Here is a 13,946-nt window from a genome sequence, read left to right on the forward strand (position 1 = left end):
AACCCTCATTCCGAGTCATTTGGGAACCCGCCCCCTCGACGCAAAAACCCCGGGTTTTGCCGCTTATTTTTGTGGGCTGCGCGCGACATCCACCGAGCGACTCCCGCCCGCCCCGGCGCGCCAGCCCTCATGTCGCATCCGGAAATTCGATGCTTGGCCATCCGATTTCGTGATCAGCTGGCGGATGTCGCGCAATTTGCGCGTTTTGGCCGGGAAAATGCGGGCCGCGCCCGCCGGCGCCCCCCCGCCCGCCGGCCTCGGACGCGCCCTCGCGCCTTCCAGCTCCTCGGCGGCGAGCGCCCGCCTGCCGGGCTCGACGGCCGATCCCCCAGCGCCCCACCCCGCCGGCGCCCGCAGGCGCCGCTCCGCAGCGCTGCCCCGCAGGCGCCCCGCGGACGCGCCCGCGCCCCCGGCCCGCCCCCCGGCCCGCCCGCAGCCGCGGAAGCCCCGTGGCGGCCCGCCAGCGCCGCCCGGGCCGCCCCCTTGCCGACCGCTCCCCCGGCCCGTAGGGTGACGGCGCCGTGTCCCTCCTCCAGCTCCGCCGCAGCGCCGGCGCCGCCCCCCGCGACCTCACCGCCTTCCTGCCGACGACCCGGGAGGAGATGCGCGCGCGGGGCTGGGACGCGCTCGACATCCTGATCGTCAACGGCGACGCCTACGTCGACCACCCCGCGTTCGGCGCGGCGATCATCGGCCGCTTCCTCGAGGGCCGCGGCTTCCGTGTCGGAATCATCTCCCAGCCCCGCTACCAGGACCCGAGCGACCTGCTGCGGATGGGCGTCCCCCGGCTCATGGTCGGGGTCACCGCCGGCAACCTCGACTCGATGCTGAACAAGCTCACCGCCCAGAAGAAGGTCCGCAGCGAGGACCAGTACTCGCCGGGCGGGCAGGTGGGCCTCCGCCCCAACCGGGCCTCCATCGTCTACGCCAACCTCTGCCGGCAAGCGTTCCCGGGCGTCCCCATCGTCCTCGGCGGCATCGAGGCGTCCCTCCGCCGCATCGCCCACTACGACTACTGGTCCGACCAGGTCCGCCGCTCGGTCCTGCTCGACGCCAAGGCCGACCTGCTCATCTACGGCATGGGCGAGAAGGCCGTCTGGGAAGTCGCCGACCGCCTCCGCCGCGGCGAGCCCGTCCGCTCGATCCGCGACGTCCGCGGCACCGCCCTCCCCCTGCGCAAGGGCGAATGGGAGCAGATCGAAGGCTCACGTTACGTCTCGGACGGAAAACCCGTGATCCTCCCCAGCTACGAGGAGGTGGCGGCGGATCGGCGCGCGTTCGCGGAGATGTCGCGGGCGTTCCAATTCGAGACGAACCCCGGCAATGCGCGCCCGTTGCTCCAGCCGCACGGCGCCGAGGCGGTGTACTTCAACCCGCCCGCCTTCCCGCTGGAGACGGGGCAGATGGACGCGCTCTACGACCTGCCGTTCACGCGGGTGCCGCACTGGTCGTACGACGCGCCGATCCCGGCGTACGAGACGGTGAAGCACTCGGTCGTCACGATGCGGGGCTGCTTCGGCGGCTGCACGTTCTGCTCGATCACCGAGCACGAGGGCCGGGTGATCCAGTCGCGCTCGGCGGAGAGCATCCTGCGCGAGGTGCGGGCGCTCCGGCGCATGGACGGCTTCCGCGGCGTGCTCAGCGACCTCGGCGGGCCGACCGCGAACATGTACCAGATGCGCTGCAAGGACGAGGCGATCGAGAACGCCTGCCGGCGGCTCTCGTGCGTCCACCCCGAGATCTGCGAGAACCTGAACACCGACCACGGCCCGCTGCTCCAGCTGATGAAGGCGGTGCGCGAGGAGGAAGGGGTCAAGAAGGTCTTCATCGCCTCCGGCGTGCGCTACGACCTCGCCGAGCGGTCGCCCGAGTTCATCGAGGAGCTCGCCGCGCACCACACGGGCGGCCAGCTCTCGGTCGCCCCCGAGCACAACAAGAAGGACGTGCTCGACAAGATGAAGAAGCCGGGCATCGAGAGCTACGAGCGCTTCGCCGAGCAGTTCCGGTGCGCGAGCGAGGAGGCGGGGAAGAACCAGTTCCTCGTGCCCTACTTCATCTCGGGGCACCCCGGCTCGACGCTCCGCGACATGGTCGACCTCGCCGTGTACCTGAAGAGGAACGGGATGCGGCCGCGCCAGGTGCAGGACTTCATCCCGACGCCGATGTCGATGGCCGCGTGCATGTACCACACCGGGATCGACCCGCTCACGCGCGAGCCGGTGTACACGGCGAAGGACCTGCGCGAGAAGAAGCTCCAGAAGGCGCTGCTGCTCTACTGGGACCCGGCGCACCACGACGAGGCGCGCGAGGCCTTGATCAAGGCGGGCCGCGGTGATCTCATCGGGACGAAGCCGCACTGCCTCGTGCCGCCGGCGGCCGGCAAGGGCGCGCCGCCGCGCTACCTCGCCAAGGTCCGCGGGGAGCGCCGGGGGAAGCCAGCCGATGCGACACACCGCCGAAATCGATAACGATCGGGCCTTCGCCGCAAAGCTCGGCGACCGCAGCCTGTTCCCGCACCTCGCGCCGCTCGTCTACGTGAACCACGCGGGCATCTCGCCGCCGTCGCGGCCGGTGCGCCTCGCGGTGATGGCGCTGCTCGACGACTACGCCGCGCAGGGGGCGGCCGCGTTCCCGGCGTGGAGCGCGCAGCGGCTCCGCCTGCGGGACAAGCTCGGCCGGCTGGTCGGGGCGGAGGCGCCGGCCGACGAGATCGCGCTGGTCCAGAGCACGACGCGCGGGCTCACCGACATCGCCCTGTGCTTCCCCTGGCGGCCGCGCGACCGGGTGATCCTCTTCGAGGGGGAGTTCCCGGCGAACGTGACCCCGTGGCAGCGCGCGGCCGAGCTCTTCGGCCTGGAGACCGTCTTCCTGCCGCTCGGCGGCTTCGCGGACGGCAGCGGCTCGGGCCTCGCCCGGCTCGAGGACGAGCTCCGGCGCGGCGCGCGGCTCGTCGCGGTGAGCGCGGTGCAGTTCCAGACGGGGCTGCGGATGCCGCTCGCCGCGATCGGCGCGCTCTGCCGCGCGCACGGCGCCGAGCTGTGCGTGGACGCCGTGCAGGCGGTCGGCGCGACGCCGGTGGACGTCGGGGCGGCCGGGGTCGATTACCTCGCGTGCGGCGGCCACAAGTGGATGATGGGGCTGGAGGGCACGGGCTTTCTGTACATCCGCCGCGAGCGCCTGCAGGCGCTCCGGCCGTCGGTGGCGGGCTGGCTGAGCCACGAGGACGGCGTGAGCTTCCTGTTCCAGGGCCCGGGCAAGCTCCGGTACGACCGGCCGATCCGGCAGCGCGCCGACTTCGTGGAGGGGGGCAACCTCAACGCCGCGGGCTACGCGGGGCTCGAGGCGGCGGTGGACCTGATCCTGCAGATCGGGGTCGAGCGGATCCACGAGCACGCGAACCGCTTCCTCGATCCGCTGGAAGAGGCGCTGCGGGAGCGCGGCTGGGAGAGCCTCCGGCCGGCGGATCCGGCGCTGCGCGCGTGCTCGCTCGGGGTGAGGCCGCCGGGCGGCGCCTCGGTGGTGGAGCTCTACCGCGAGCTCACCCGCCTCGGGATCGCCTGCGCGATCCCGGACGGCGTGGTGCGCTTCTCGCCGCACTGGCCGAACGCGCTGGACGAGTGGGAGCAGGTGCTGCTCTCGGCGGACGAGGCGCTCGAGCGGGTGCGGAAGGGGTGAGCGGCGGGGCGCTCGGGGCGCCGCGCGCCGTCACCACCGCATGTCGGTGCCGCACGCGGCGCGCGCGTTCACGGCCGTTCCAACCGGCACGGCGATCAGCGCGTTCCGGATCCTCGTCGGCCTGCACAACGTATGGTCAGGCCAACGGATGTCGTCCAGCTCGTTCGCTTCGGTGAGCGTGCCGGTAAACGGATCCAGGAAGTCCTTGACGGTGATGGTGAGCCCGTCCGCGGCCGCGAGGCTCACCTGGAGATCGGTGTCGTTCACCATGCGGAGCGACGCGCCGTCGACCACGGTCGGCGGCCCGCCGATCCTGATGTAATCGTAACCGTCGAGGTACGATGGCTCTGTCGACTGGTAGATGATGTCGTTCCCGTCCCCGGGCATGAAAAGATAGCTGTCGCCCCCGGAGCCGCCGTGGAGCTTGTCGTTGCCGACCCCACCGACAAGCTCATCTTTGCCCGGCCCACCGTACAGCGTGTCGTTGCCGCTCTGCCCGTACAGGCCGTCGTCCGCCTCGAATCCGAAGAGAGAGTCGTTGCCTTCGAGCCCGGAGATCAGATCCTGTCCGGTGGACCCTTCCAGAACGTCTGCGAAGGAGGTGCCGACGACCGGGGTGCCGCTCCCGTACAGCGCTAGGTGCGCCACCTCGTCCGCGGTCAACTGCGGTGCGCTCGACAGGTTGCCGAACCGGATCCGGTCGATGGTGTACCCGGTGGCGCCGTTGCCCCCGAAGAACGAGAGGATGCGCAGCGTATCGGGGTGTCCGGGGACGCTGATCACGAGGTCTCCCAGGTCCCGCTGGAACACGACGCCGCTGGGGGAGGTCGCGATGTAATTGATGACCACGGTATCGACGCTGGCATCATCCGTGTCGCTGTTGTAGATGACGTCCTGCCCCTGGTCGAAGTAATACGTGTCGTTGCCGCTTCCACCGTTCATGAAGTCGTTGCCGCTGTGTCCGCTCAGGTGATCATCGCCGTCGCCGCCCTGGAGGTCGTCGTCACCCGACCCGCCTTCGAGGACGTCGTGCCCAGCGTCGCCCAGCAAATCGTCATCCCCGCCGTCGCCGAACAGGTAGTCATGCCCGCCGAGGCCGTGGATGACGTCGTTCCCGGCCATCCCTGACACGATATCGTCGGCCGCCGTCCCATTGAGGATGTCGTTGCCAGCCGTGCCCACGATCTCGTTGTACTCCGGGTCTGCCCCGGTCGCCTCGAGCGTGACGGGATCGATACCGCCGTTCGGCAGGATGTCGTCCAGGGGGACCTCCTCCGCCGTACAGGCCGACGCGGCGCTCAGAGCCCCTACCGAAGCCAAGATCACAAAGAATCGTCTCTCGTTCATCGTTGATACCCTCAAGTTGGCTCGGCACCTGCCGAGCAAGGACCGCGCCAGGCGCCTCCCGCGCGGCCGCCCCGATCTCGCGAAGAAAGCCACCGGCGAGCCGCCGCGCCGTGACATCGGACCAGGCGATGTCACGACGCGGCGGCCCGATGTCACGTGACATCCCCAGGCCTCGCGGCGCGACGCCGGCGCCGGGCCGCGCGATGGGAGGCGCGGCCCGGCGCCGGGCCGCTACCACTGCATGTCGCTCCCGCACACCGTCCGCGCGGCGAGCATGGTGCCGGTGGGGCTGGCGACCAGCGCGTCCCGGATCCGCTCCTTGGTGCACAGCGTGTGATCCGGCCAGCGGACCTCGTCGACCTCGTTGACCAGGCGGACCGTGCCGGAGGCATCGTTCGCGAGGAAGCCCTGGATCGTGACCACGAGATCGCTCCCGACGCGCAGCTCGATGTTCGTCGAGCCCACGCGGCGGAACGTGGCTCCGTCGATGACCGCCTCCGCCCCCACGATCTCGATGATGTCGAGATCCTCGAGCGCGCCGTCCGACGGCGGAACGATGATGTCGGCGCCGTCGCCGGGGCTGAACAGGTACGTGTCGCCCCCGGAGCCGCCGCGGAGCGTGTCGTTGCCGGTCCCGCCGTTCAGCGTGTCTGCGCCCGCCTCGCCGTACAGCGTGTCTGCGCCCGCCATCCCGTTCAGGATATCGTCCCCGTCGTTCCCGGAGAGGGTGTCGTTCCCGCCGAAGCCGGAGATCGTGTCCGCCCCGAGGAACCCTTGGAGGCTGTTCGCGGACTCGTCGCCGTTGATGGGGCTCCCGTCACCGTAGAGCGCCAGGTAGGCCACCTCGGCGGCCGTCATCTGCGTCGCCCCGGGGGCGGTGCCGAACTGGAACCGGTCGACCGTGAACGTGGAGGCCGTGTTGCCCGTCAGGAACTGCGAGATGCGCAGGCTGTCGGTGCTGCCGCGGACGGTGATCAAGAGATCGCTGAACCCGTCCTTCCGGAACACCAGGTCGCCGAGCGTGAGGCTGTCGTCGAAGATCACCGTGTCGATGCTGCCGACGCCCGTGTCGATGTTCTGAATGGTGTCCTGGCCCGCGGAGTAATAGTACGTATCGCTGTCGTCTCCGCCGATCAGCGTGTCGTTGCCGGGCCCGCCGACGAGGACATCGTCGCCCCGGGAGCCGCTCAGGGTATCGTTCCCGTTCCCGCCTTCGAGGATGTCGTCGCCGTCGTCGCCCGACAGGCTGTCGTTGCCGTCGTCACCTTGCAAAGAGTCGTTGCCGCCGAGGCCGCTGATCGTGTCGTTCCCCGCGAACCCCGAGACGACATCCGCCGTCTCGAACCCCACGATCGTGTCGTTCCCCGGTGTCCCTGCGAGGGCCAGGTACCGCAGATCCTCCCTCGTCCACGTCGCGGTGGCAGGCTCGCCGATCTGCATGAGGTCCATGCCGTACGTGCCGCCCGTGTTGAAGTGCGATCGCACGGTGATCTGCCGGTACGCGCCATTGGCCGAGATCGTGATGATCATGTCCCGGTTGACGTTGCGGACGAGGACCATCTCGGGCGTCACGTCGGCGCCGAGCACGAGCCGGTTGCTGCCCGAGAAGTCGTCGATCAGATCGGTGCCCCCCTCCATCCCGCCGACGAAGAACGTGTCGTTGCCGTCGCCGCCGGTGAAGTGGTCGTTGCCGGCGCCGCCGTCGAACACGTCGTCCCCGTTCTGGCCCGAGAGCCTGTCGTTGCCGTCGCCGCCGTACAGGTGGTCGTCGCCGTCGCCGCCGTCGATCGAGTCGTCGCCGTCGTCGCCCGACAGGACATCGTCGCCGCCGAGCCCGGAGATCGCGTCGTTCCCCGCACCTCCCGAGACGGTATCCGCGGTCGCGAACCCGAGGAGGTTATCGTTGCCCGAGGACCCGGCGAGGGCCAGGTTCCGCAGGTCTGCCCTGGTCCACGTCACCGTGGCGGGCTCGCCGATCTGCACCACGTCCACGCCCAGCGCGCTGGTCTCATTGAACTGCCACCGGACCGTGATCTGCCTCGACATGTTGTTGCCGGCGAGCGTGATGACCATGTCCCGGTTGACGTTGCGGACACGCACCATCTCGGGCGTCACGCTGGCGCCGAGCACGAGCCGGTTGCTGCCCGAGGTGTCGTCGACGAGATCCGTACCCCCTTCCAGCCCGCCGACGAAGAACGTGTCGTTGCCGTCGCCGCCGGTGAAGTGGTCGTTGCCGGGGCCGCCGTCGAGCACGTCGTCCCCTGCCTGGCCCGTGAGGTTATCGTCCCCGTCGCCGCCGCTGATGCGGTCGTCGCCCGTGCCGCCGTCGATCGTGTCGTTGCCGTCACCGCCCGACAGGTCGTCATCGCCGCCGCGACCGGAGATGTAGTCGTTGCCCGCAGACCCCGGTACGGTATCTGCCGTATCGAACGCCACGATCGTGTCGTTGCCCGTCGAGCCGGAGAGGGCCAGGCCCCGCAGCTCTTCCCTGTTCCACATCGCCACGGCGGGCTCGCCGATCTGCACGGCGCTCACGCCGAGCGCGGCGTCCTCATGGAACTGCCACCGGACCTTGACCTGCCTCGACTTGCCGTCCCCAGCGACGTTGATGATCATGTCGCGGTTCACGTTGCGGACGCTGATCATCTCGGGGGTCACGTCGGTGGCGAAGACGAGCCGGTTATCGCCCGAGGTGTCGTCGACCAGATCATCGCCTGCCTCCAGCCCGCCCACGAGGAACAGGTCGTCGCCGTCGCCGCCGGTGAAGTGATCGTCGCCCGCGTCGTCGTCGAGCACGTCGTTCCCGGGACCGCCCGACAGGTTGTCGTTCCCGCTGCCGCCGTACAGGTAGTCGCCGTGATTGCCGCCGTTCAGCGAGTCGTTGCCGTCGCCTCCGATCAGGAAGTCCTGCCCGTCCTGGCCGTCGACCCAGTCGTCTCCGCCTTGCGCGTCGATGAGGTCCGGCGTCTGGTAACCGACGATCGCCCCGCCCGCGTCGCCGTTGTCCAGGACCTTCACGCGGAGATCCCGGGTGTTCCAGAACGTGCCGTCGCTGAACGCGACGCTCCCCAGCGCGGAGCCGCTCGCGCCGTCCTGGTTGAAGAACCCCGCGACGGAGACCTTCGTGCGGGTGGCCAGAGGCGCGCTCGTCACCTCGATGACGAGGTTGCGATCCGAGCGCGTGACCTTGACGTCCTCCTTGCGGATGCCGTCGACGAACTGCAGCGTGTCGGTGCTGAGCTCGGAGCCGGCGAGGTAGATCTCGCCGTAGTTCGCGCCGACGACGTAGGTGTCGTCGCCGGGGCCGCCGTCGATGCGATCGGCGTCGGTGGGATGGACGAAGATGAGATCGTCGCCCACGCCGGCCGACACCTGCGTGGCTTGCCATACGAGGTCATGCCCGTTGCGGTGATGATCGTAGCGGAGGGGCGTCGTCTTCGTGGGGTTCGCGAGCTGGCCCTCCCAGGTGTAATCGAACCAGCGGAACTGGCCGCAGAGATCCCCGGGGCTGAGCTTCACCAGGAAGGAGTCGGCCCGGTTGTACGGGTCGGGGCGCCCGCTGGGCTGGAACAGGAAGTGCTTGTCCTGCAGCGTCCCCAGGTACGTCTCATTGTAGTACGCGGAGGGATCCATCGTCGCGGACGGCTGCCAGAAGCACCCGCCGACGGGGAGCCACTGGGTCGCGACCTCCATGGTGGCGTCCAGCGTCGAGTCGAGGGCATCCGCGAGGAGCGGGCGCGGATCCCAGCCGAAGCGCATCAGCGCCGGTCCCGCGTGGCGCACGAGGTCCACGAGGTCGGCGAGCGCGTCGCTGGTGTCGACCATCTCGTGCTCGGCGTCGAGCTCGAGCTGGAGGCGCTGGTTCAGCGCCGAGAAGTCGAGGCTCCCGGGCCCGGTGGGGTCGGGGACCATCTCGAGGTACGACTGCAGGCGCGTCTGGACCGCGAGGGCGCCGTAGACGCGCTCGTGGATCAGGCGGTACGCCGCGTCGAACCCCCACGTGTTCTGGGTGCTGAACGTGACGCGCTTGCCGCTCGCGTCTGTGGACAGCTGGTCCCAGTCGCGGCTCTCGATGCCGCTGAACACCTCGACCACCGTGAGGCGCCCCAGATGACGCTTGTAGTCGAGGACCATCGGGTGATCGCTGAGCTCCAGCACCTCCTTCAGCCATCGCGGGTTGCCGCTCACGCCGAGGCGCTCCGCCTCCGAGGTGAACAGCGTCGTCAGATCCGTGCGTGTCTGGTTCTCCGTCGCGCCCGGCACCATCGGCGTCACGCCCCAGTCGGACTGAGGCGCATACACCTGGCCCTTGCCGACCGACGAGCCGCCGCTCGTGGTCAGCGCGCCGCCGCCTTGCGAGTCGACCTTCGGCTTCTTGACCCGCTGGAAGTGCACCCAGATGGGCGTGTTGGTCGCGATCGACTGGTGATAGAGCGATCCCCCGGGCGCCGCCTGCGCCCAGCGCGCCAGGATGTCGTCGACCTTCCGCCGCTGGCCTTCTCGCGTAGGCTCGGCGGCGAACTCGCTCACGAGCGAGAGCAGCACGGGATCGACCGACATCGCCTCGCGCAGCGGACGCGCGAACCCGCTGCCGCCCATGTACGGGAGCGCCTCGGCCTCCGCGGAGATCGTGACCGGCTCCGTGAACTCCGCGTAGAAGTTGCTCTCGGCCGGGATCAGGTTGGCGACGATCCCGGTCGTCCCGTCGTCGCGGGTGTACTTCGCCGTGCCGGAGAACGTATTCCCGTTCTGGTTACTGATGTTCCCCGTGGTCGAGAGGGAGATCGAGCTGATCCCCATCTCCGTGAGCGACGCGAGCTCGCCGAAGTCGGCCCTGCCGTTCGAGTTCAGGTCCTGCCAGACGCGCAGCGCGCCGAAGCCGGCGTCGGCGGCGTCGACGACGCCGTCGCGCGTGGTGTCCAGATCGGAGAGGGCGTCGAGACCGTCGGTCGCCAGCGTCCCGTCGAGCTTCACGGTGTTGACGCCGAAGAGCTCGTTGCCGTTGTTGATCTGGCCGTCGAGGTTGCGATCCCTCACGATCCAGCCGTCGTCGGGCGCCACCCAGCCCGTGGCCGTGGCCACGCCGTCGCCGTCGTGATCGAAGAGGACCGAGCCGGACCCGTCGAGGCCGAGGGTCTCGACGCCGTCGTCGTCGAGATCGATCGCCAGCGGGTCGCCGCCGATATCCATGAAGGCGAGGAACAGCGCCATGTCCGGCAGCTCGGCGTCGATGTCGCCCATGTGCGGCGCCCGGCCCTGGGACAGGTCCAGGAGGTAGTCCTGCCGCCAGCGCATGAAGTCGGCGAGCTGCCCCACCATGCCGTTGCCGAGCAGGTCGCGCATGCCGAACCCGACGTACTCCTCGTTGATGATCTCGAGCCCGAGGATCGAGGTCTCGACCGCGTATCCCCAGTTGGGGTTGCCCGACTGTATCCCTTCGAGGATGAGCTTCAGCTTCGCCTCGGTCTCGAAGCGGTCGCCGACCTGGTGCACGCCGCTCTTGTCGGGCTTGTAGCTGGTGAAGAGCGGACGCTTGAGCCCGATCTCGACCTCCGCCTTGTCAGGGACGTACTCCCACTTGTCGTTCATCTTCCCTTCGGTGACGATCGCGACGGAGGGCCCGACGGGGACCTCGAGCTTGATGCCGCGGTCCGTGCCGTAGGTGATGACGCCGTTGCCTTCGCCAGGCAGGTTCCAGACGTCGCCGTTCGCGATGGCGGTCGGGTTGGTCCCGTAGTTGGCCGAGTAGATGCCCGTGTTGGGCGAGGTGACCTCGAACTTGATGTTCCCGTCCGAGGCGTTCCACTTGAGCTCGAAGCCGCCGGGCCCTTCCCACTTGCCCTCCTTGATACCGCTCTTCGGCTGGATGTCTTCCCAGGACAAGGCATGTGCCGCGGGCGCGACGCTGAGCGCCCCTATCGACGTGAGGATCGTAAGCAGAAGGCTTTTGCTGTTGATTCTTCTCATTGAAGTCACTCCGTACCGAGCACCCGGGTTTTCACAAGAACCGTGCCAGGCCCGGCACGCGCGACCCCTCCGGGATCGACGCGAGGAGTCGCGGAGATCGGGCCGCGCCGTGACATCGAGGTCGCGGTGTCACGGCGCGGCCCCGCGATGTCACGTGACATGTCACGTGACATCGCGGGGTGGCTCGCTGGCCAGCCGCCCCCGAGGAACCCTTGGAGGCTGTTCGCGGACGGCTGATGAGCGCGCGCTGCGGCCCCTACGAGGCTACGCCATGCGCTGCCAGTAGGGCTCCGTGTTCAGAAGATCCACGGCCCACCTGTAGTGACCATCCTGCCGCAAGCCGTCCGCGCCGGCATACAGGTCACACGACATGAGCGCATACGCCATCGCGTATCGATAGAGCGTTCCCTCTGCATCCGCGCCCACCCTGCGCAACGCGACGGCGATCAGCTGGTCACGGACCGAGGATCTCTCAGGCCCGTACATATCGAAGAACATGCATGCGAGGGAGACATCGACCAAGGGGTCACCGAACATGGTGAAGCTCCCGAAGTCGATGACGCCGGCCACCCTCTCGGTGTCGCTCATCAGCACATTCCCCGGGAAGAAGTCCCCGTGCACGACGCGCAGCGGACCGTCGTACCTCTGGCCGAGGTAGAGCTCGCGGAGCCGGGCCTGCTTCGCGGAGAGATCGACCACGTCCGCCTCCAGCGACGCGCGGTGCCGCTCGATCTTGACCTCGGCGAGGCGGTAGACGAACTCGTACCACCCCTGCGCCCGCACGCTGCTCGTCCCGGACTCGTCGATCAGGAGGTACCGCGACACGCCGTGAGGTGCCTCGAGCTCCGCCAGCGCCACGACCGCATCGATATACCGCTCGCGCGCCCTGAGCGCGTCCCCGGCATCGAGCGCAGGAAGCAGCTCGGAGAGCGGCTTGCCCTCGATCCGGCGCTCCGTCACGGCCAGGAGCCCTCGGACGGGCGTGATGTCGTAGATCCGGGGGAGCGCGAACGGCACCCCCTCGCCGCGCAGCGAATCGTAGAACCTCCTCAGCGCCTCGAGCGCGCAGGCCCGGCCGAGATCCGGATACAGCTTGAGGACGCGCTCGTCCGTCAACCCGTAGACCTCTGCCTCGGTCCCGCTCGCGATCCAGGCGCCTCGCTCGACGCCGAGCGCGCGCAGCGCTGCGTCTCTCGCCGCTGGATCGATCGCAGAAGCGTCCGCGCGGCTCAGCTCCACGAGGGCCCCCTCCTGCCGCCGCCGCCGGTTCGCCCTCGAGCATCGCGGCGCGGCGGCGCCCCGCTCACCGCGCCCGCTCGTAGTCGAGCGCCGCCTTCTCCACGACGTCCCAGTCCCGCGCCGCCCGCTCGGCCTCGGCCACGAGGTCCGCCGTGAAGAGCGTGAGCCCCCAGATGCCGTTGTCCCGCCGCCGGAACGGGTACCGCGTGCCGCGCGCCGTCTCGACGGTGGCCCGCTCGCCCGTCACCTCCACCTTCGCGATGCCGGACAGGTCGCGCCGGAGCCGCGCGACGAACCCCTGCTTCGCGGCGATGTCGACCCACACGTCCGCCCCGTCCTCGGCCATCGCGTGCGCGCGGTACTGCTCGAGCAGGCGCGCGCGCTCCGGCTCCGGGTAGCTCGCCTCGATCCGCTCGAACGCCTTCCGCCGGTAGTCCCGGATCGTGTAGGCCGCGTGCTGCGCCCGGTCCTCGAGGTACGGGAAGCACGCGCGCGGATCGCTCGCGCCGATGTTGTACGCGATGCGGAGATAGGCGCCCTCCGGCGTCGTGTCCGGCGGAAACTGGTTGAGCTTGCGCAAGAGGAGGACGACCGCCAGGAGAGCGACGGCGGCGGCGCCCCAGGCGATGGCGCGGCGACGGGTCATGTTCGAGCCTCCATGACGGCGAGGAGCCCGGGCGAGCGCGCCGGCGGCGCCGCCCTGCCCGACACGGCACCTGTGCCTCTCCGGTTCATCCCTCGCTCGGTCGAGCCGCCCGGCGCGCTAGTCGATGTGCCCGCCGAACTGCAGGTAGAGCGACGTCACTCTCCCCCGGTCGAACGCAGGCCCGAGCGGCTCGTCCAGCGCGAGGAGCAGGCCGGCCCGCATGAAGAAGGTCTTCTGGCTGTCGTACACGAAATACGGCAGCAGCGAGACCTGCCCCTGGTCGTTGTAGACCGACGACGGGACCCACACGGTCTGGAGCGCCACGCCGCCGCCGAAGCCGGCGCGGCTCTGGAACTCCGGCTCGACCTTCGCCTGGAACACCACGTCGAGATCGTCCGAATCGTCGATGAAGCCGCGCCGGCCGCGGTCCTGCAGCGGGACGAAGAACGTGAGATCGCCCCCCGCCCGGAGCACGAAGGAGCGGCCGAAGCGGTACTCGATGCCGCCGAGCCCGCCGATCGGGAGCGCGTCGGCCGCCCAGAGGTGCAGATCGTAATAGGCCATCGCCGCCGACGCGTAGGCCGTGGCCCAGCGCCAGTCGTAGTCGTCGACCACGCCGAGCGGCAGCGCGGCGCGGCCGCCCGCGTACCACGTCAGCTTGCCGTCGATGTCCGCGTAGTAGAGCGTGAACGTCGGGTTGCCGAGCCCCGCGCGCGCCTGACCGTCGCGCGGATCCTCCAGATCCCCCGGGCCGTTCAGGGAGAGGGCCAGCGGGAACTTCAGGTTGATGAACAGGTCGGGCGTCGGCTCGAACTGGAGGAAGGGCACGACGGCCGTCGACGCGCCGAGCGTGCGGGCGCTCCACAGGTAGAGATCCACGCCCGCGTCCGAGCGGTGCACCACCGGATCCCAGGCGTGCGCCGGCGCGGAGGCGGCGAGGAGCGGAGCGGCGGCGGAGACCGCCAGGGCAAATGCGCGAAGCCATCGGGGCGTGCTCATCTCGCGATCTGCCTACCGAGATCCTGGCCGCGACGTCAACCGCGTCGCGCCCCCCCTTCCTGAGAAGCCGGCG

Annotated in this window: 7 protein-coding genes; 2 read left to right on the plus strand and 5 right to left on the minus strand. The window is 69.7% G+C overall.

What is annotated here, in order from left to right; genetic code table 11:
* Positions 1 to 521 precede the first annotated feature (521 nt).
* Both WMF33_RS44695 and WMF33_RS44700 read left to right on the plus strand, forming a co-directional pair.
* Positions 522 to 2,468 carry a YgiQ family radical SAM protein gene (locus WMF33_RS44695; RefSeq protein WP_437334295.1) on the plus strand — a complete coding sequence of 649 codons (1,947 nt, stop codon included), beginning with the start codon at positions 522 to 524 and terminating at the stop codon, positions 2,466 to 2,468.
* Positions 2,443 to 3,675, plus strand: coding sequence for an aminotransferase class V-fold PLP-dependent enzyme (locus WMF33_RS44700; protein WP_437334296.1), 1,233 nt, complete (start codon positions 2,443 to 2,445; stop codon positions 3,673 to 3,675). The genes WMF33_RS44695 and WMF33_RS44700 overlap by 26 nt, the downstream gene beginning before the upstream one ends.
* 30 nt (positions 3,676 to 3,705) lie before the next feature.
* Here the strand turns inward: WMF33_RS44700 and WMF33_RS44705 are convergent, their stop codons facing one another.
* The 5 genes from WMF33_RS44705 to WMF33_RS44725 form a co-directional block, all read right to left on the minus strand.
* On the minus strand, positions 3,706 to 5,022 hold the full coding sequence (locus WMF33_RS44705) for a calcium-binding protein (RefSeq protein ID WP_437334297.1): 1,317 nt from the start codon (positions 5,020 to 5,022) through the stop codon (positions 3,706 to 3,708).
* Positions 5,023 to 5,253: 231 nt separating this feature from the next.
* Positions 5,254 to 10,905, minus strand: coding sequence for a calcium-binding protein (locus tag WMF33_RS44710; protein ID WP_437334298.1), 5,652 nt, complete (start codon positions 10,903 to 10,905; stop codon positions 5,254 to 5,256).
* 348 nt (positions 10,906 to 11,253) lie between these two features.
* The gene (locus WMF33_RS44715; protein WP_437334299.1) at positions 11,254 to 12,228 is read right to left on the minus strand and encodes an aminoglycoside phosphotransferase family protein; all 975 of its coding nucleotides are present in this window, start codon (positions 12,226 to 12,228) and stop codon (positions 11,254 to 11,256) included.
* A gap of 64 nt (positions 12,229 to 12,292) precedes the next feature.
* A complete protein-coding gene (locus tag WMF33_RS44720; RefSeq protein ID WP_437334300.1) occupies positions 12,293 to 12,874 on the minus strand; it encodes a hypothetical protein in 582 nt (193 codons plus the stop codon).
* 117 nt (positions 12,875 to 12,991) lie between these two features.
* Positions 12,992 to 13,873 carry a hypothetical protein gene (locus WMF33_RS44725; RefSeq protein ID WP_061622730.1) on the minus strand — a complete coding sequence of 294 codons (882 nt, stop codon included), beginning with the start codon at positions 13,871 to 13,873 and terminating at the stop codon, positions 12,992 to 12,994.
* Between the last annotated feature and the right edge of the window lie 73 nt (positions 13,874 to 13,946).

It is taken from the genome of Sorangium sp. So ce394 (assembly GCF_051474665.1).
Taxonomy (GTDB): domain Bacteria; phylum Myxococcota_A; class Polyangia; order Polyangiales; family Polyangiaceae; genus Sorangium; species Sorangium cellulosum_D.